We start from the raw sequence: 20,253 nt of genomic DNA, 5'->3' as shown, positions 1-20,253 counted from the left end.
GGGTATTTAAATTTAAGAATTATATATTTAAGGTAAAATATATAGGATTGGAGGCAAGATGATACTTCTTAGAAATATAAAACTTCCTTATGACCATAGTGAGGAAGATCTTAAAAAAGAAATAGAAAAAATTATAAATAAAAAAATAGATTCATATAGAATTTTTAAAAGGTCAATAGATGCTAGGCGTGGTGTAAGTTATATCTACCAAGTAATCCTCGATACCAAAGTCTCTACCAAAGTAAGAAAAAAACTAAGGACAAATATTTCAGATTATAAAGAGGAAAAACTAGAATTTGTTAATAAAAACAAGGTCAAAAGTGTAACTATAGTTGGTGCAGGTCCTGCTGGGATTTTTGCAGCCCTATCCCTTGCCAAGGCTGGCGTCAAGGTCGATATAATTGAACAAGGTGAGCAAATGGAAAAAAGGGTAAAGACTGTAGATGCCTTTATTGGAGGAGCACCATTGAATGTAAGGTCAAATATCCAATTTGGTGAAGGTGGAGCAGGAACATTTTCTGATGGAAAACTTACTACAAGGTCCAAGGATAAAAGAATCAATGAAATTTTCAAAATCTTGGTTGAAAATGGTGCCAATGAAGATATCCTCTATGACCACCTACCCCATATAGGAACAGATGTCCTAAGAAAGGTCATAGTAAATATAAGGAAAAAAATCGAAGACTTAGGTGGAAGATTTCATTTTGAAGAAAAATTTATTGATTTAGATATAAAAAATAATCAAATAAAATCCCTAGTAACTGATAAGGGAGAATATATTAGCGATGAATACATCCTGGCCTTGGGTAATTCTTCGAGGGATACCTTTGTCATGCTTGATAAGTATATAGACATAAAAGCCAAGCCCTTTGCAGTGGGCTTTAGGATTGAGCATTTACAAAAGAATATTAATTTTAGCCAATATAACCTAGTGGATGATAGACTCCCTCAGGCTTCTTACCAACTAAACTACACCAATAAAGATAATGGGACTTCAGTTTATACCTTCTGTATGTGTCCAGGTGGCTATGTAGTAAATGGGTCAAGCGAAGAAAATTCTTTATGTGTAAATGGCATGAGCTATAACGATAGGGCAAATACCAATGCCAATAGCGCTATAGTCTGCTCAATTGGAAGCGAAACCTACGGGGAAGGTAAATTTGCTGGCTTAAACTTCCAAAGGCAAATTGAAAAAAAGGCTTATCAATTGGCTGGTTCAAATAACAAGGCCCCTGTCCAAAGACTTGAAGACTATTTTCTAAATAGAAAAACTGAAAAAATCGGCCAAATAAGTCCAACAATTCAAACTGGTTACACCCTTTCAAATCTAAATGAAGTTTATCCAGAAAGAATAAACTACGCTATTAAAGAAGCATTAAAAATATTTGATAAAAAATTGAGGGGCTTTGCGAGTTCTGATGCTATACTAACTGGTGTCGAAATCAGAACATCCTCCCCTGTTAGACTTGTAAGAGATAAGTATAAAACTAAATTTAAAAACCTCAGACCAATAGGGGAAGGTGCTGGCTATGCTGGTGGCATCATGTCATCAAGCCTTGATGGGGTCAAATGTGCCATAGAAATTTTAGAAGGAGAAAAATAAGGGGATAGATTATCCCCCTCCTCATAGATAAATAAATAGTAACGTTCCAATTAAGATCATAATAACTCCCAATATCAATTCGACCAAGCCTACTTTTTTTCCATAAGAAATATCCTTTCTCCCCTTTACTAGGTCAGATTCAAATCCGTTTATTAAGGTGTAATTTTTTTTAAAATAAATTAGATAGCCAAATATTGTAAATACTATTCCAGTTATTGTTAATATAATGCTTAGTAATCTCATAAAATCTTACCTATTAATTATTAAGTTATTTACCTATTATCTAAAAACTTCTATAAATTTCATAAAGCTTACTAATAATTTGACCACTTTATTATTAAATTTTTACCCCGGGCTATAAAATCACCCACAAAAAAGGACCCTAAAGGCTCATTGAATTAGGGATTTTAGAAAAACTGATTTAGAGAATCTTTAGGTGGCAATAGAAAAGGTTAAGAGCAGAGTTGTTCTTAGCCTTTTTAATTTGAGTAATTGTATAATAATAGATTTTCATTGTCTTGACTTATCTTTCATAGTACCGGAATATATGTATATCAAAAAGGAGAATTATGTATGAAACAAGAAATTTTGGAAAGATTAGAAACAGAAGTTAATGCTTGAAAAAGATACGCAGAATACTCAGTTAAAAAAGCAAAAAACGAAAAGTTGGATCAGCCATTAACTTTTTAGATATAGCTGTAACAGCAAAAAAATGTGCCGATAGACTTCATGATGAATTTTGGGAAGTATCATACGGCAAACTAACAGATGAAGAATTCAAGATTTTTTGTGAAGCCGAAACATTGAGCCAGGAAATAAACAAAGCTTATATTGAGTTAAAACTTTTGAGAAAATAAGCAATTAAGCATTTAATATTTTCAAATTTCAATTTGTCGATTTCTTCTACATAGGATGCAAATTCGTCTTGTAGTTCTTTAGGCGGAACAGGTAATGCTGTATTTCCAATGGATGATTGATTAAGAGTGACTCCTTTAACAGCATTCATTTCTCCTGTAGACCAATCATGTGAAGATAACCATAATCGTAAATATTCATTGTGAACATACTTTTTACCTTTGTTCAAAAAAGCAATTATAGCTTCATTTGTAAATATATTTTCTGATGTTATAGCTGTTCTTCCTATGGTTAATTTAAAACTCATAATAACAGTGTTAGCTGGTACAAATTTGATTCCTGTATCAGCAATTGCTATATCAGTTATAAATTCAGTAGTATCTTTTGTAAATCTGTTATATTTCCCCATATCAGCAACTGAAATCCATTTATAACCATTTTTAGTCCAGTATTCATTATTGTATCTGGATGGAGTTTTACCTAATTGGAAAGTGAATAGTTCAGATAGTTTTTTAAATTCAAATTTCTTCCCTTCAAACATCTCGACAAATTTTGATTTGATGTCTTCATCATATTTTTCAATTGTAGATTTTTGTTCTTCTATTACTAAATCTACTTTTTTAATTTCTTCGATGATTTTTTCTTGTTCTTCAATAGGTGGAACTTGGATAATTAACTGTCTAACTTTTTGTATTGATGCTCTATAGTTTCTTGAAAATCTTTCATATTCTCCCTCAACTTGTAAGGCATAGACTAAATAATCAATTAAAATTTTATCCGTTTTTAGTCTCAAAACTCCACAATGGTCTGTGGGATAAAATTCTTTATTTGCTGAAATAGAATTGACCATCCAGTCGCCATCAATACCCCATAAAATCGATGGTTTTGAAAAATCAGTAATATTCTTCTTGTTAATTCTACCAAATTCTTCAAAAACATTGGCACTGTAAACAGGTATTTTACCATCATCTTCAAGTTCGTCATTTAAAATTCTATCTCCTATTGATAAATCAAATATTTTTTTATCAGATAGGTAATAGGTTGTTAAATTTGGATCATCTTTTAAAATTTTAACCTTTCTAGTTTTTATTCCCTTATTAAACTCTACACTCCTAAAATCAAGCATATCCTTAGTATTTAGATAATAATAGTATTCCTCTAAGTTATCAATAGAGTATTCTTCTCCATAGAATGACTTTCTAATCAAAGATGCAAGGTTGTTTTCGTCTCGCCTATCTTCATTTTTATACAGCTTCCCACCAGGATTTGTTATCTGTATTCCTTCTTGTCCCTTTCTATTAGACCACTTATAGCCTAAAAAATCTTCTTGTCCTTTGTTGTCATTTGGTGCATTTATTATAAGAGTTCTTTCCTTATAAGTTAGGGCAAAATATTTGATTTTTTCTCTTTCAATTTCAAAAGTATAGTCATAGAACATTTTATTTAAGATGATATCCTGCTCATCTTTTTCTAATTTTGTGAAAGTCTTTTGTTTTTTCTTAGTTTTAACAGAGCTTAAGCCTAAAAAGCCTGACGTATAATTTTTAAAGTATTTATTTTTATATTCGTAATAGTTTAAGCTTTTATTTATGAATTTTTTATAATCTTCTATTTCCACACCTATTGTTTTTAGATACTCTTTAAATATGATTTCATCTTCCCAATCTTTAAGAGCTTTTCCTGCTATAATAGAGTTCACGCTATCTTTTACCAAATCGATTTTTTTAGGCGGTTCATCAAACTTTTCCAAAAATAAAATTACTGTATTTGTTCCAGTTGCTCCAAAAGTTTTGCTAGATAAGGCTACTACGGCTCTAATTTTAAAGTTTTCAATAATTGACTCACGTGCTGCAATAAAGCTTTCGTTTTCTTTATTTAGTATAGAAGAAGGAAGAATGACAGCAGCAACAGCCTTAGGCTTTAGAAGTTGTGAAATTCTTTCTACAAAAAGAGTTTCAATTTCAGATCCAGTGTTTGAAACTTTATCCAAAACTTTAAAATCATTATTTTTAAGATTTAAATGTGGCTTGAAAGCAGAAACAGAATAAGGTGGATTTGCTACTAGAATATCAAAACTTTCAGGAATAATCTCTTTTTCCTTATAGTTTTCCAGTCCGTCACCAAAGACAATATTTCCTTCTCCAGCTCCATGCATGAATAGAGATATTTTTGATACTCTAGCCAGTCTATAATCTTTTTCTATGCCATATATATTATCTCTAGCCCATGAGAAATCAATATTCATGTCTGGATCAAGAAAAATAAAAATATCATTGATAGCTTCAAAACCTTCTGTCAAAAAATGTCCAGCACCACAAGCATAATCAATTATTTTTGGAAAGTTTACTTTTTCATTCTGTCTTATTATTCTTTCTAAAGGAAGACTATCCCAAATAAAATGAGTAATAGGTACCGGTGTAAAAAATTGTCCTTCATTTTGCTTAAAGCCCTTATTTAAAAGCTGTTCAAAAAGGTCTCCTAACATTTGTAGATTCTTTGATCCAATAATCCTATAGTTTTCAAATAGTTTTACAACTTCTACTAGAATTTTACCATTTTGAAGGAATAATTCTTCATTATGGACATCTTTAAAGGCAAAGTCATTATTAGTGTAGAACTTTAAGATACGCAGAGTATTATCAAGCTCCTTAATTAATTCAGTTCTATTATTGCCTGTGTATTGTTCTATGGTTCTTTTTGCATAGTCTTCAGGTATGTAAAAAATATCTTCTTTCATAAATTTTTCCATACCTTCTTTGTGTAGACGTTGGAGTCTATCTTGTAAACTTTCATAAGTATCTGTTCCAACTTTGTATTGAAAATCGACAATATCTGTATCAGTTTTTTGTATTTCATCAACTAGCTTACATATAAAAAGTGCTACTAGCCTATTGAAGGCATTTTCTTTATCAGATACGTTATTATGTCTTAATATCTCTTCAAATCTATTTACCACCTTATCTTTTCCTGAAAAATCAATAAGATCTTGTTTTCTTAATGGTTTAACTCCAACTTGGTAAGCTATAGAATCATCTCTAAATATAATGTCGCCCAATAATCTTTTTTCATAAGTTTCTTTCCAAACAGTATATAAATCAGGAACTGTATAGGCACTTTTATAAAGAAGAATTGACGAATCCTTCTTTGCGAGTTCTATTAAGTTTTTATCATCACTACAGTTAATTGCACATGTTTTATAGTTAACTTCATTTCTATCAAGTGTGGATGCATATAGAACAAGCCATTTACAGTATTTTTCTTGTTGCCAATAAGAAAATAATTGTGCTCCATCGTTTAGAGTGTCTTTTAGTGCTTTATCATATTCTTTGCCATAAGTTTTACATTCAATTATAAAAAGAGTTTTTCCGCTACTTTCTTTTACTAAAATATCTGCTCTACCACTTTTTTGATCATGTCCTAAAGCCCATGTCTTTTCAATTTCTATATGCTCTGGTTGATAGCCTTTATCCATTAATCTTGTCACGCATTCTAATACAACAAAATTTTCAGGGTCAGAAAAATTACATGTAGTTCTCTTATATACCATTAGACCTTTGTCTTCAGGATAGTTTATTTTTTCATTTTCAAAATCAACAGAGATGGAGCAATCAAATTCTGGGTATTTTTTTGTTAAATATTTTTCTTGATTTTTATGTTCTTCATATCCGATTAATTTTAGAACGTCTTTTAAATTTGATTTTGTTATCACTCCTAATCCTCCTTGATTTCTATAATATCCTCAATTTTGCAATTCAAAGCTCTACATATTTTCTCTATTGTTTCCAGAGAAACGTAATTATCATTTTTTAATCTGGTTGATATATTAGCACTATACCCAGCTTTCTTTTGTAAATCTGAAACACTCATATTTTTGTCTATCAATAAATGGAATAATTTTCGGTATGTTATAGCCATGTGTACTCCTTATAACAATATGTAATTCACGAATAAATGAAATATTCAATGAAAATATTATACCACATTTTACAGCTTAATCTTTACATATTTCTTAAGACGGATTTATTTACGTCTTTTTTTAATTGATAGAATTAAAATTGCTAAAAAACTAATCAAAACTACCTTTTTTGTCCTAGGGCTAGTGAAGGGAGAAATATTTTTTTATAACCGGAAAATTCATTTCAAATCTTACTTATACAAATGGATGAAGGAATAATTACTCACATCCCTTGAAAAAGTCTTGAGTCTATTAGGGGAAGAAATTTTTAAGATGGGTTAAAAAAACTATGTTTTTCTTCGCCTGTGATGTGGGAGGAAAAATAAAACCTATATGAAGATAACTTGGAAGGTAAGATATCTGATCAACGATTTGAGAAAATGGCTAAAGCTTATGATGAAGAAGAAATTTCACTTCAAAAAAGAATAGTTGAACTTGAAAAAACTATTACAAAATCACAGGAGGAAGAACTTAATGTGGAATCATTCTTAAAGCTTGTGAGGAAGTACACCGATATTAAAGAACTTGATCCAGAAATAATAAGAACATTTGTAGACAAGATTTATGTAGAACAATCAGAAAAAGTTCCAGGCACAAATTTAAAGAAACCAACCATTTGGATTTATTGGAATTTCATAGGGAAAATTGACATATAAAAATCGGCACAAAGGTTAATACCTTCATGCCGATTAAATTTTAAGGAAATAAATCCCTAATTAAGAGCCCCTAAAGGTCCCTTTACTTTATGAATTTATTCGTAGTCGTAGAATCCCTTACCAGCGTTTACACCAGTTTCTCCCTTATCAATTTTTTCTTTGAGTAGTTCTGCTATCTTGTGGTTTAGAGAATCTGGATCATCTACATCGTCTTTATTTTTAAGGATATTATAGTCTGTTTCTAGTCCTATTAAGTCGATTCCTTCAAATGGTCCAAAAGGTGTACCAGTACCTATCTTCCATGTTGTATCTATAGTTTTAGGATCTGCAACCCCCTTAGCCCATAATTCTTTAGCAGCATCTAATAAAGGAACTACTAATGAATTTAGAATATATCTAGGTTGTTCTTTCTTTAGTTCTACAGGAACCATGTTGATATCTTCAGCAAATTCAACTACTGCATTATATGCTTCTTCGCTTGTTCCTTCATGTCCCATGATTTCTGCTGTGTTGTGTTTCCAAATGTTATTTGAGAAATGTAGAGCCAAGTATTTTTCTGGTCTACCTGTATATTCAGCAAATTGTGATGGTAGTAGTGTAGAAGTATTTGTAGTTAAAATTGTTTTTTCATCAATCTTATCATTAATTTTTTCGTAAATATCTTTTTTAGCTTCAGGATTTTCTGACATTGCTTCGATTATGATATCAGCATCAGCTAAAGCTTTATCAAGGTCCAGTTCCAAATGAACATTTTCTTCCAATCTTGGTTTTCTTTCTTCGATTAGTTCATCAATCTTTTCTACACTTATATCATCCCATGAATCAATAAGTCCCTTTGGATAGAAGTATTTTCCGAATTCATTTTCAACTAAATCTTTAGATTTTTCAAGGTCCTCAATTATAAGTTTTCTAAAACGTTCAAGTTTTGGCTCAGTTCTTCCTATAGAATCTTCACTACGTAGCCAAATAGTTGTATCATGGCCAGTATAAGCACTCATTAGTGCTATTTGAGATCCTAAAACTCCTCCACCTAATAATACTACTTTTTTAAATTCCATTATTAAATCTCCTTTAATTTTTAACTTTTACATTCACTTTAGCAATTTTTATCATTGTATTAATTTCAAGGTCAAGATATTGATTTTATCTTGCCATCTATTTATATTATAACCAAAATTTAAAATTATAAACATTTTTTATAAAAAAAGTAAATAGCCCGAACTATTTACTCATTTATCCTTATTATAAATTCTGTTCCTTCTTTGTACACACTCTTAACATCAATGGTGTAGCCCAGATTTTGTGCTATATGCTTAACTATTGATAAGCCAAGCCCTGTTGATTTAAGTGATGAGGTTCTTGCCTTATCGACTATATAAAATCTTTCAAAAATCCTATCAATATTTTCTTCCTTTATACCTATACCCGTATCTTTTATAGAAATGTAGGCTCTGCCATCTTCATTTCTTTTTGCTATAACTTTTATTTTACCATTATCTTTATTATATTTGATTGCATTTTCAAATATATTGGTACAAAGGTCAATAAATAGTGATTCGTTGGTACATATTCTTATGTCATCTATATCAAAAGTTACCAGGAGGTTTCTCTCGATAATTTTTGGCAAAAATTTATTAGATATAGATCTAAATACTTCTTCTAGGTTAATTTCTGTAAATTCTATTGACTCACTTCCTTCATCTAACTTAGATAGTTTAAGGAGGTCGTCAATAGTATCTAGTAACCTCAAGCCTTCTTTGTTAATTATTTTAGCAAATTCTTTAATATCTTTTTCGTTAGCCAGACCTGAAGATATTAATTCTGCATAACCGTTGATAGATGTTAGTGGAGACTTTAGTTCATGGCTCACATTGGCCGTAAACTCACGCCTTAGCTCTTCTCCCCTTTTGTTTTCAGTATTATCAACAAAGATTATAAAGAGATTCTTCTTATCATTATTATAAATAGGGTCTATATAAACTCTAAAGTCTGTATTATTGATATTTATGTCAAAATTTACTTCTTCATCTAGAATTAGGGCTTCTTTAATTTTAATAATTAACGCTTTATCATTAGTAAGGTCATTTAAAGAACGTATTGCCTTATTTTTGCCAAATATTTTAAGGATTGATGGATTTATAAGATTAATGTTGAAGTCTTCATCAATGAGTAGCATACCTTCCTTAATATTTTCAGTAATTTCTGAAATTTTTTGATTCCAATTTTTTAATTTCATATTTTCATTTTCCAGCTCTTCTGTAATACGTTTGATCTCTATTAGATAAGGTTGAATCTCGTCATATGAACCATCGATAAATTCATCACTTATGTCATAGGGATTGTCGCTTATGTTTTTAATTGGATTAATAATTCTATCAACAAAAATACCTGTAAATATGTGTAGAACTATTATAACAATTACACCGATTAAAAATACTGTCAGAACATGATAAATAATTAAGTTCTTAAAGATCGAAATTTCCGAAGATATCCTCAAGATATTATTTCCTTTCTGAGAAATATAGTATAATCTTGACCCAATAGTGTCAGAATTTCTAATATTGGAAGACTTACCCTTGGCCATAGCTTCCATAAATTCTGTCCTATTGGCATGGTTATCCATCTTTCTATAGTCTTCGCTTGAATCATAGAGAACCCTTCCATCTCTACCTATGTAGGTAATTCTTAGATTTGAATTGACTTTAGAAAAATCATCTAAATCATCATAAAAATTGGATGAGTCCTCTTTTTCTAAAAGATAATTCAGGGACGTATCCATATAAGTGAGTTTTTGATCAATAGAACTTTTAGATTCCAATAGTCCTAGAAAAATCGAAGTAATAAGCAAAACTACCATTAAGAGAAAGAGAATAGATTTTTTTAATTTATAAGTTAACTTATTCTTCAAATTTATATCCTAAATTTCTCACAGTTTTAATGTACTTACTAGCCACATCAAGCTTATTTCTAAGACTTGCTATATGCACATCAACCGTTCTAGTTTCGCCTTCATAATCATAGCCCCATATCTTAATTAGAAAATCTTCCCTAGTGATAACTACATTGGGGTTTTCCATAAGGTAAAGTAGCATTTCAAATTCCTTGTAAGTTAGATCAATAGCCTTGCCAGAAATACTTACACTTCTCTTTTTCTTATCTAAGGATATTTCCTTATAATCCATTTTTTTGGACCTGTCTTCTCCGTATCTTCTTAAAACAGCCTTAATCCTACTCAAAAGTTCAAGTACAGAAAAAGGCTTCACTACATAATCATCAGCACCAGAATCAAGACCTAATACCTTATCAAATTCTTCGCTTTTGGCTGTTAGCATAATTACGGCGATATCCTTAAAAGAGTTATCATTTCTGATCTCTTTTAAGATTTCGATGCCGTCTTTTCCAGGAAGCATTATATCAAGTAAAACTAATCTTGGTAATTCTTCTTTCATAAGGTTAATTATGTTGGAACCATCAGCAAATCCCTTTGCTTCGTAGCCCTTTTCTCTGAGTGCATAGAGTATTAAATTTCTAATCGAATCATCGTCTTCAATAACGTATATCATTATAAATTAGTTATTAGTGAGTTAATTTTAGCTAACCTATCCCCTATTCTTTCAAAATACTTAAAATAAAGAATTAAATTGGCAAGTTCGTTGGTACTAATAACCTTCTCCCTTTCTTTACCTATTGCAAAATCGATTGATTTTTCGAATAATTCATCTACTTGATCATCCATTTTAATAGTATTATATGCCAATTCTTCGTTTCTTTCTACAAGGGCATTCCTAAAGTTAGTAAGCATTTCATTTAAAATCTTAAGCATTTCTTCGGTTATAGCTAGTAAAGATTCATTAGATTCAATTTCCTTCAAGATTATAGCTGCTTCTACCAAGTGAGAATAGATACGTCTAAAAGAGCTGGTTAGTGACATAGATGTTTGAATAAATCTTAAATCACTAGCTACAGGCGCTTCTCTTAGCATCATGGTATAGCACATATCCTTTACTATATCTATCCTTGAATTAATCTTAGCTTCATTTTGAATGACTTCATCTAGTACTTCTGGACTATCTTTATATAATATAAATTTTTCAAAGTTAAGTAGGTAGAGATCAGCTAAACTAACAAAGCTTTCCTCAACATCATTTAACTTATTATCAAATCTTTCTCTCATCAACCAAACCTTCCTGTAATGTACTCTTCGGTCTTTTTGTGCTTAGGCCTGTTAAATATAACTTCTGTTTCATCCATCTCAACAACTTCACCTGTTAAGAAGAAGGCTACTCTGTCAGAGATTCTGGCAGCTTGTTGCATATTATGGGTTACCATAACAATTGTATATTCTTGTTTAAGTTTATCAACCAGTTCTTCAATCTTACCTGTTGAAATTGGATCAAGAGCACTTGTAGATTCGTCCATCAATAGGATTTTAGGCTTTACTGACAAGGATCTTGCTATACAAATTCTTTGTTGTTGTCCACCTGATAGGCTTTGAGCATTTTGGTTTAGCTTATCCTTTACTTCATCCCATATAGAAGCATCCCTAAGGCTTGTTTCTACAATTTCATCAAGAGTTGACTTGTCTTTGATGCCATGGTTTCTAGGTCCATAGGCAATATTATCATAAATTGATTTAGAAAATGGGTTAGGATTTTGGAAGACCATTCCTACTTCAGTTCTAAGTCTTGTAACGTCTATAGATGGATCATAGATGTTTTTTCCACCTATCTTAATTTCTCCTTCAATCCTACAACCTTCAATAAGGTCATTCATCCTATTGAAGCACATTATTGTAGTAGACTTTCCACAGCCAGAAGGTCCAATGAAGGCTGTAACTTCATTTTCATTGATATCCATATCTATACCCTTTAATGCTTCAAAATCGTCATAGAAAAGGTGTAGATCTCTTACTGTTATAATTGGTTTAGTCATTATTACTCCTTAATAAGTTTGTTTGCAAGCTTATTTGATACAGCATTGACTATTATTACAAAGATCAATAGGACTACTGCAGTTGCATAAGCCTTGTCTACATAAAGACCTTCTGAAGATAATTGGAACATGTGAACTGCCAATGTTCTTGAAGACTTCATGATGTTTGAAGGCATAGATACATAAGTTCCCATTGTGTAAACTAATGCTGCTGTTTCACCTACTATTCTACCTACTGATAAGAATACACCAGCTAGGATTCCTGGAAGAGCTTCTGGTAGAATAATTCTAAAAATTGTTGTTAATTTTGTAGCTCCAAGGGCCAAAGATGCATCTCTTTGTAGGGTATTTACTGTAGCTATAGCCTCTTGACTAGTTCTAATAATGGTTGGTAGAACCATTATCATCAAGGTCAAGCAACCAGATACTATAGAAAATTCCATCTTTAAAAATATTACGAAAGCCAAATAACCAAATAAGCCGTAAACAATTGATGGAATAGCTGCAAGTATTTCACTAGTAAAACTTACTAGGTTAACTATAAGTTTACTTCTGGCATAAGAGCTAGTATATATAGCAGTAAAAATTCCAAGTGGTAGGGCTATTAACAAGGTTAACACTATAGTAACCAGGGTAGTAATCATAGGTGCCATAAGAGAGTGGTTTTCACTGTTATATTCCCATGCAAATATTGAACTATCTATACTTGGAATACCCATTACTAGTATATAGATTACTATTACAGCAAAGGATAAGAGTCCAAGCGCAGTTAGGAGCATAATTAAAGGTTTAAAAGTTTTTTTCATTTCATTCCCTTATTGTTTTTCATTTCTTATTCTTACTATGTTGAATATTAAGTTTATGATCAAAATAAATACGAAAAGCACCATACCTGTCGCAATAAGAGCTTGTCTGTGGTCACCAGATGCATATCCCATCTCTAGAACTATATTAGTTGTCATGGTTCTAACTCCCTCGAATATGGAACCAGGCATCCTTGGTTGGTTACCTATTACTAGGTATACAGCCATTGTTTCACCAATTGATCTACCCATAGCTAAGATTATAGAAGAGAAAATTGCATTCTTAGCAGCTGGAATCATAATCTTAAATATTGTTTCTTCTTTAGTTGCACCAAGTGCAATTGATCCATTATAGTAGAATTGTGGTACATTTCTTAAGGCAGTTTCAGAAATTTCTACTATAGTTGGAGTAATCATTATAGCTAACAAGATTGCTGCAGTTAGTATATTCATTCCTCCCCTATTAGTAATAGATGCTATGATAGGTACTATTACCATTAAGGCAAAGAAACCATATACTACTGATGGTACAGCAGCCATAAGTTTTATTAAGCTTGAAAGTGGTTTATAGGTCTTCTTAGCATAAAAGGCCATAAATACAGATATGGCCAATGCAAAAGGAACGGAAAACACTAGCGATAATAATGTAACTACGATAGATCCTACAATCATTGGTAAGATACCATAGCTTGGAGGGACTGCTGTTGGTTTCCACTTACTTCCACTAATAAACTCCCATAATCCGTATTTACTAACAAAGCTTATACCAGCTTTGAAAATAAATATACAGATTAGAGCTATAAAACTTATTGACAAAAGTGTAGCTATAAGAAATATTATTTCAAATATTCTGCCCTTTATGTCTTTTTCCATTAATTTAATTCACTCCAGTCAGCGATTTCGCCTTTGAACATTTTTTGAATTTGTTCAGATGTTAATTCTTCGATTGGATTTTCTTTGTTAACAATTACTGCGATACCATCGTTAGCAATAACTACTGGTGTAAGTTGTTCTTTTTCTTCATCTTTTAGTTCTCTTGAAGCCATAGCTATTTCACTAGCACCATCAAGTGTTGTGTTGATTCCTTCAGTTGAACCGATAGATTGCATTTCGATGTTTACATCTGGATTAAGTCCTTTGTAAGCTTCGATAAGTTTTTCCATTAGAGGAGATACTGATGTAGATCCAGCAATTTTAAGATCTCCACTCATTCCGCTTGCTTCATAAGCTTCGCCTTCTTTAATCTTTACATATCCATTTTCTGAAACTATAGCTTGTCCATCAGGAGAAGCGATGAATTTTAAGAAGTCTTTTCCAAGATCTGTTATAGCATCTTCTTTGTAAGCTAGGTTGAATGGTCTAAATAATGAATATTCTCCACTTTCTACTGTTGCTTCTGTAGCTTCAACTCCGTCAACCTTAACAGCTTTAACAGTATCATTTAGAGAACCTAGTGAAATGTATCCGATAGCTCCCTTATCTTGAGCAACTATTGTCATTACTCCGTTTGTTGTGTTTTGAACATTAGCTTCTGTACTTGTTAGGTCTTCTTCTCCATCATCAGTTTTTTCAACTAGTCCAACTAATTCTGTGAAAGCTCCTCTAGTACCTGAACCATCTTCTCTTGATACTAATGATATAGCTCCCATTGATGATTCACTGTCTTTAGCAGCGTCTGTGTTTTCTTCACTTGTTTCTTCTGTAGCAGCTTCTTCTGTTGCTGGTGCTGTTTCAGCAGCATCGTCAGCTGGTTGTTCATTATTTTGTCCACATGCAGTAAGCACCATAGACATAGCAATTACAGTACTAAAAAGTTTTGTTTTTAATTTCATATTATATAACCTTCCTTTTTTCTTTTATAATTAAATCTTAAAGCTAACTTATTAGATTAACTTTAAATAATTGTAAAGTGTATGTAAAATCGAAAGAAATTTTCAAATATCACCCCTAAACTACCATGTAATATATTATTAACTTTAATATTGAATTTACTCTATATTTATTTTATATAACGGTATAGTAGTTAAAGAATAATTTTACTAGTGGGTAAATACCACTCACTATGAACCCTTTAGTCAAACAATATTAACTAAATATAAGAAGGAGAGGATATTATGCCTATTGTAAATACAGCTGAAGAAGAAAAAAGATATATGGATTTTATTAAGTCCAGTCCCTATGCCAAGCCTATGCAAGACCCTGCCTGGTCAAGAGTAAAAAATAATTGGACAAGTGATTTAGTCTATGTTGAAGAAAATAAGCAAATTATTGGAGCTATGTCTATTATTGGAATAAAAAATATTAATGGCAAGCACTTTCTCTATGCTCCAAGAGGACCAGTTTGCGATTTTAGAAATTATAAGTTAGTTGACCAACTAATCAAAGAGGCAACCCCTCTTAAGGAAAAGTATGATGCTTTTTTGCTAAGGATGGATCCAGAATTTCCCTTTGAAGAAAAACCTATCTATGAATATAAGAAGTTAGGCTACGACTTTAGATCTGTGGAGGCTGATATCCATAGCTTCACTCAACCAAGATATAATATGATCCTTGATACAAAGGGCTTTGATGAAGATAGCCTACTTAAATCTTTTTCTAGCAAAGGAAGATATAATATAAGAAAATCCGTTAGGTCGGAAATAATTACAAAAAGAGAAACGAATAATGAAACTCTTGATAACTTTTACCAACTAACTAAGATAATGGCTCAAAGACAAGGCATAAATTATAGGCCAAAGGAATATTTTAAAGGAATTATAGACAACTTTGACGCTCAAATATTTACCGCCTACTATAAGGATAAGGCACTTGCAGCTTCCTTGTTAATCCCTTACAATGACAAGGTCTATTACCTCTATGCAGCTTCTTCTAATGATATGAGGTCCAAGATGCCAAATTACAATATGGTGTGGGAAGAAATAAAGTGGACCATGGCAAATGGATATAGGTACTTTGACTTTGGTGGAACCTTTAGTTTAGATGATAAGGATGGTCTATATAAGTTTAAGGAACACTTCTGCTATCCAAATAAATACACAGCCTTTATAGGTGAGCTTGATGTGGTCTACGATAGGGAAAAATATAAAGAATTTTTAAAAGAAAATTAAAAGAAAGGCTTTAGCAAGTTTTTATATTTACTAAAGCCTTTTTTTATATAAAATTTTCTATAAAGCCATCCTATAAATTTCTAATATATCCTCTTCATAGAGGTCAACGAAGCCCCTTATAAATTTTTTGTTAGTATTTTCAATACATTTATTAGCCATCTCAATTAGGTCTTTATCATTAAAACCAAAATCCCTTAGTCTTTCATTGATACCTAATTGATGGAAAAATTCTTTCAGTGCATCTATCCCCCTATTGGCATCATCCACTATAGATTCAGATTTTTCTATACCAAAGACATTGTAAGCAAATTCAGCAATTTTCCCAGCTGTCTCATCCCTTAAGCAATACCTTAGCCAAGGAGGAGTAAGGATTGCAAGACCTATACCATGGGTGATATCTTTCTTAGCAGATAGTTCATGTTCCATAGGGTGGACTGACCAGGCGTGAGATTTGCCCTTGGATAAGAGTCCGTTGATAGCCCAAGACCCTGCCCACATGAGATTTGCCCTAGCCTCATAGTTTGTAGGATCTTTTATAGCTATAGGTCCGTAGTGAAGGCAGGTCTTTAGGATTCCTTCAGCTTCTCTATTTTGAAAAAAGGCCCCATCATTTAAAGAAAAATAATCTTCCATAGTGTGGCTCATAATATCTGCAGTTCCGGCTGCTGTGTGGTAGGCGTTTACACTATAAGTAGTTTCTGGATCCATAAAGGCAAATTTAGGTCTAGCAAATTCACTTGCCCAGCCTAGCTTTTGTGATGTTGCTTCATTGGTGATGACAGAATCAGTATCCATCTCTGATCCAGTAGCTGATAGGGTAAGGACTGATCCAAGAGGAAGGGCCTTTTGTATTTTTTCCTTGCCTAGGACTATATTCCATGGATCTACATCACTTAATGAACTTACTGCTATAAGCTTGGCTGTATCTATAACTGAGCCCCCACCTATTGCGAGGATAAAGTCAATATTTTCTCTTCTAACAAGATCTATTCCTTCGACTACCTTGGATATCCTCGGGTTAGGTACTACTCCACCTAGGTCAAAATATTTTATATTATGTTCGTCTAGTTCCCTTGTTACCTTATCATATAGTCCATTTTTCTTAATAGATCCCATCCCATATACTACAAGGACCCTGTTTCCATATTTTTTAATTTCTGGTCCTATTTTATCAAGTTGCTTGCTACCAAAAAATATCCTAGTTGATATATCAAAAATAAAATCTCTCATAGTTAATACCTCTCCTCATATGATATAGTGTTTGATAATTCTTTATTCTTTCTAAATTCTTCTAAATTCCTTTGAAATAAGACCATAGCCCTCTCAAAATAAAAGGGAGTTGGCCCTGCTATATGGGGAGTTATTACTAGATTATCAAGGTCCCATAGGTCAGAACTTGGACTAAGTGGCTCATTTTGGAAGACATCCAGGTAGGCTCCCCTTATTTCTCCATCTTTTAGGGACCTAATCAAATCATCTTCAATCACAGCATCCCCACGACCAACATTCATAAATATAGTATTCTTATCCATTGCCTTAAACAAATCATAATTGTATAAGTCCCTTGTACTCTCAGTTGATGGTAAGATAGAAACTATATAGTCAAAACCTGATAAGTGATTTTTTAATTCACTAGTAGGATAGACCTCATCAAAATTTTCTTGATCTTTTCCATCGACATGATTTCTAACACCAGCTATTCGCATATCAAAGGCCTTGGCCCTACGAGCTAGTTCCCTACCAATGCTTCCCATACCTATAATAAGGAGTCTTTTGTTATAAAGTTCATACATAGGGTACTTTTCATACTTTCTTTCTGCTTTGTTTTGGTAAGCCTTAAAAAGATTTCTTGAGAAAGATATCATTACTCCGAGGACTTGTTCTGATATACTTTTGGCTTGGACTCCCTTGGTATTAGTAAGGACTACTCCCATTTCATTCAAGGAATCCAAAGGGTACTTATCAACACCAGTAGTATAAGAAAAGACCCGTTTTAAATTCTTAAAGTTTTTAATTTTTTCTCCATCCAATCTTCCAGAAGATAGGATTATATCTATCTTATCCCTATCATCATAGATCTCATCGAAGATCTTGTATATCTTCCATTCCTCGTCTACATTTTCTGTAAAGTATTCCTCTACATCCTTAATTTTTAAAAACGAATCGTTTGTTAATATCCCTATCAAATTTATCTCCTATCTTAGATATTGATCAGCTTCTTTGAGGCCCTCTATTATTTCGAGACTTTGTGGGCAAATTCCCTCACACTTACCACACTCAATACAACTTTGTGGGTCGACTCCTTTTTCTAAATATGTTTTATAAGCTTCTTTGCTTTTTTCTTCTTCATCATACAAGAAGCCATTGTTCCATAGGGCAAAGACCCTTGGAATGTTAATATCTACGGTACATGGCATACAATATTCACAAGCAGTGCAGGCTATTTGTTCCTTGCTTTTATATATGTCACGGGCCTTCTTATAAAAGTCCTTCTCTTCTTGGCTTAATTTATTGGCTTCAACTTTATCTGCCATATCAGTATTTTCTTCGACTTGACCCATCTCATTCATTCCACTTAGGACAGTCATTACATTATCAAGGCTTAGGGGGAATTTGATAGCCATTTGTGAAGGAGAATAGCCTTCGAAAGAATCAACCATTGAAGCAATTTCTTCTGGAGGATTTGATAATCTTCCTCCCTTAAGTGGCTCCATAATTACCATAGGAATACCCATCCTCTTTGCAAGTTCATAGCCCTTGATTCCAGCTTGGTAGTCTATATCCAGGTAATTTAGTTGAATTTGACAGAAATCCCATGGGTAGACCTTGATAATCTCTTCAAAAACTTCATACTCATCATGGAAGGAGAAGCCTATATTTTTTACGAGACCTCTCTTCTTAATATCTTCTGCAAAGTCTAGAACACCTAGATCAACTGCTTTATGGAAACTGTCCTTGCTAAGGGAATGAAGGAGGTAAAAATCTAGGTGGTCAGTCCTAAGGTTAGCAAGTTGCTCTTCCAACAACTTATAGAAGTCTTCCTTGCTTTCTGCTAGCCAAACAGGGTTCTTGGTGGTTAGATTGACCTTATCTCTTAAATTATGTTCTTCCAAAAATTCTCCCACAAACTTTTCACTCATTTTGCCATGATAGTTGTAGGCAGTATCTATGTAATTAAGCCCCTTATCTATTGCAGCAAGTATTAACTCTGATGCCTTCTCCTTATCGATTTTTGAATTATCCTTATCAAGTACTGGTAATCTCATGCAACCAAACCCTAGTCGAGAAACTTTCTTGCCATTTAAATCAAAATATTTCATCATAACTCCTTTATTAAAATTATCTCATAAATTATTATATACTTTTTTAATAATTTGTAATGGTTTTCATAGATTTATATATACTTGCTGATAAATTTCAAATTTAAGGAGAGAATTATTTTATTTTTGGGTATCTATTAAATATAAAATAATTTATTTAGAAAGGAAAATTATGAAAGAAAAATTTAAAAACAATTTTTATCTAGTAAGTCTGATTCTTTTTGTGGCTACTATAGTTCTAAATTACATGTCCTCACTGGGTATTATTTTGCCATACACTCAACAAGAAATATCAGACATGTATCCAAACCTCTTAGCTCCAGCTCCAATCACATTTTCTATATGGGGAGTTATCTACATTGGAATGATAATATCCTTTGTCCTTCCTTTTATTAAAGAGTTAAGCGTAAATGATAAGGAAATATATTATAACAAGATAATGCCATGCTTTATTGCCTGGGAATTATTTAATATAATATGGACCTTGACTTGGAACAACGATATGATCGCTATCGCCCTGGTTGCCATTATCCTATACGCTCTAAGTCTAGTTTATCTAGTAAATACCATAGGTAAGGATATGGAGTTTTATAATAGGTACAAGGTATTTTTGAGCATACCTGCTGGCCTCCATACTGGTTGGCTAATCTTTGCAAGCTTTACTAATGTGATGACCCTCCTTGTTAAATCTGGTTTTAATGGAGTAGGTTTCCTTGGTATAGTGGTTACTATAATAATGATAGCCCTTGCTTGTGGGCTAGAACTTTTTGCCTTTAAGAAAACTGGTAACGCCTATGTCACCCTTCCTGCCCTATGGGCCTTAATCGGTATCGCAATCAAGCAAAGACCAGGATCTGATTTCATATATTCAGATACCCTAGTAATGCTTGCTGCCATAGTATTTTTCGTCTTAGCCCTTATAGGACACTTCCAAGTTTTAAAGACTAGAAGAATAGTAAATGGTGAATAGGTAAAATAATCTAAGTGGTGGTCATCCACCACTTTTTAGTTGGCAGTTTACA

Annotated in this window: 17 protein-coding genes; 4 read left to right on the top strand and 13 right to left on the bottom strand. The window is 32.4% G+C overall.

Features of this window, described 5'->3' with window-relative positions; translation table 11 throughout:
* Positions 1 to 58 precede the first annotated feature (58 nt).
* Entirely contained in the window at positions 59 to 1,603 is a 1,545-nt protein-coding gene (locus MUN42_RS06355) for an FAD-dependent protein (protein ID WP_243343733.1), read from the top strand.
* A gap of 826 nt (positions 1,604 to 2,429) precedes the next feature.
* Here MUN42_RS06355 and MUN42_RS06345 read toward each other — a convergent pair.
* Positions 2,430 to 6,167, bottom strand: coding sequence for an N-6 DNA methylase (locus MUN42_RS06345; protein ID WP_243343731.1), 3,738 nt, complete (start codon positions 6,165 to 6,167; stop codon positions 2,430 to 2,432).
* Positions 6,168 to 6,169: 2 nt separating this feature from the next.
* Entirely contained in the window at positions 6,170 to 6,373 is a 204-nt protein-coding gene (locus tag MUN42_RS06340) for a helix-turn-helix transcriptional regulator (RefSeq protein WP_075659016.1), read from the bottom strand.
* A gap of 420 nt (positions 6,374 to 6,793) precedes the next feature.
* Here MUN42_RS06340 and MUN42_RS06335 point away from each other — a divergent pair, with 420 nt between their 5' ends.
* A complete protein-coding gene (locus MUN42_RS06335; protein WP_243343730.1) occupies positions 6,794 to 7,069 on the top strand; it encodes a DUF4368 domain-containing protein in 276 nt (91 codons plus the stop codon).
* A gap of 95 nt (positions 7,070 to 7,164) precedes the next feature.
* On the opposite strand, the gene MUN42_RS06330 is transcribed toward MUN42_RS06335, so the two are convergent.
* The 8 genes from MUN42_RS06330 to MUN42_RS06295 all read right to left on the bottom strand — a co-directional run bounded on the left by MUN42_RS06330 (position 7,165) and on the right by MUN42_RS06295 (position 14,636).
* Positions 7,165 to 8,127 (bottom strand): 3-hydroxyacyl-CoA dehydrogenase, encoded by a 963-nt coding sequence (locus MUN42_RS06330; RefSeq protein WP_243343729.1) that lies wholly within the window; start codon positions 8,125 to 8,127, stop codon positions 7,165 to 7,167.
* Positions 8,128 to 8,294: 167 nt separating this feature from the next.
* Positions 8,295 to 9,848: an ATP-binding protein gene (locus MUN42_RS06325; RefSeq protein ID WP_243343728.1), complete on the bottom strand. Its 1,554-nt coding sequence runs from the start codon at positions 9,846 to 9,848 to the stop codon at positions 8,295 to 8,297.
* 118 nt (positions 9,849 to 9,966) lie between these two features.
* Positions 9,967 to 10,632 carry a response regulator transcription factor gene (locus MUN42_RS06320; protein ID WP_243343727.1) on the bottom strand — a complete coding sequence of 222 codons (666 nt, stop codon included), beginning with the start codon at positions 10,630 to 10,632 and terminating at the stop codon, positions 9,967 to 9,969.
* On the bottom strand, positions 10,632 to 11,243 hold the full coding sequence (locus MUN42_RS06315; protein WP_243343726.1) for a PhoU domain-containing protein: 612 nt from the start codon (positions 11,241 to 11,243) through the stop codon (positions 10,632 to 10,634). The genes MUN42_RS06320 and MUN42_RS06315 overlap by 1 nt, the downstream gene beginning before the upstream one ends.
* On the bottom strand, positions 11,243 to 12,001 hold the full coding sequence (pstB, locus tag MUN42_RS06310; protein ID WP_243343724.1) for a phosphate ABC transporter ATP-binding protein PstB: 759 nt from the start codon (positions 11,999 to 12,001) through the stop codon (positions 11,243 to 11,245). The genes MUN42_RS06315 and pstB overlap by 1 nt, the downstream gene beginning before the upstream one ends.
* Positions 12,002 to 12,003: 2 nt before the next feature.
* Entirely contained in the window at positions 12,004 to 12,807 is an 804-nt protein-coding gene (pstA, locus tag MUN42_RS06305) for a phosphate ABC transporter permease PstA (protein WP_243343722.1), read from the bottom strand.
* A 9-nt stretch (positions 12,808 to 12,816) separates the two neighbouring features.
* On the bottom strand, positions 12,817 to 13,677 hold the full coding sequence (gene pstC, locus MUN42_RS06300; protein ID WP_243343721.1) for a phosphate ABC transporter permease subunit PstC: 861 nt from the start codon (positions 13,675 to 13,677) through the stop codon (positions 12,817 to 12,819).
* The gene (locus tag MUN42_RS06295; RefSeq protein WP_243343718.1) at positions 13,677 to 14,636 is read right to left on the bottom strand and encodes a substrate-binding domain-containing protein; all 960 of its coding nucleotides are present in this window, start codon (positions 14,634 to 14,636) and stop codon (positions 13,677 to 13,679) included. Before MUN42_RS06295 ends, pstC begins: the two co-directional genes overlap by 1 nt.
* A gap of 282 nt (positions 14,637 to 14,918) precedes the next feature.
* Here MUN42_RS06295 and MUN42_RS06290 point away from each other — a divergent pair, with 282 nt between their 5' ends.
* Positions 14,919 to 15,911, top strand: coding sequence for a peptidoglycan bridge formation glycyltransferase FemA/FemB family protein (locus tag MUN42_RS06290; RefSeq protein ID WP_243343717.1), 993 nt, complete (start codon positions 14,919 to 14,921; stop codon positions 15,909 to 15,911).
* A 57-nt stretch (positions 15,912 to 15,968) separates the two neighbouring features.
* Here the strand turns inward: MUN42_RS06290 and MUN42_RS06285 are convergent, their stop codons facing one another.
* The 3 genes from MUN42_RS06285 to MUN42_RS06275 are packed head-to-tail and all read right to left on the bottom strand — an operon-like array spanning position 15,969 to position 19,231.
* Positions 15,969 to 17,141 (bottom strand): iron-containing alcohol dehydrogenase, encoded by a 1,173-nt coding sequence (locus MUN42_RS06285; protein ID WP_243343715.1) that lies wholly within the window; start codon positions 17,139 to 17,141, stop codon positions 15,969 to 15,971.
* A gap of 2 nt (positions 17,142 to 17,143) precedes the next feature.
* Positions 17,144 to 18,097: a D-2-hydroxyacid dehydrogenase gene (locus MUN42_RS06280; RefSeq protein ID WP_243343714.1), complete on the bottom strand. Its 954-nt coding sequence runs from the start codon at positions 18,095 to 18,097 to the stop codon at positions 17,144 to 17,146.
* A gap of 9 nt (positions 18,098 to 18,106) precedes the next feature.
* Positions 18,107 to 19,231 carry an aldo/keto reductase gene (locus MUN42_RS06275; protein ID WP_243343713.1) on the bottom strand — a complete coding sequence of 375 codons (1,125 nt, stop codon included), beginning with the start codon at positions 19,229 to 19,231 and terminating at the stop codon, positions 18,107 to 18,109.
* 172 nt (positions 19,232 to 19,403) lie between these two features.
* On the opposite strand from MUN42_RS06275, the gene MUN42_RS06270 reads away from it, so the two are divergent.
* Positions 19,404 to 20,201, top strand: coding sequence for a hypothetical protein (locus MUN42_RS06270; RefSeq protein ID WP_243343712.1), 798 nt, complete (start codon positions 19,404 to 19,406; stop codon positions 20,199 to 20,201).
* The last annotated feature ends 52 nt before the right edge of the window (positions 20,202 to 20,253 follow it).

Origin of the sequence: Anaerococcus sp. AGMB09787, from assembly GCF_022808955.1 — a bacterium.
In the GTDB taxonomy this organism is placed as follows: domain Bacteria; phylum Bacillota; class Clostridia; order Tissierellales; family Peptoniphilaceae; genus Anaerococcus.
This window is presented reverse-complemented; position numbering and strand designations above follow the sequence as displayed.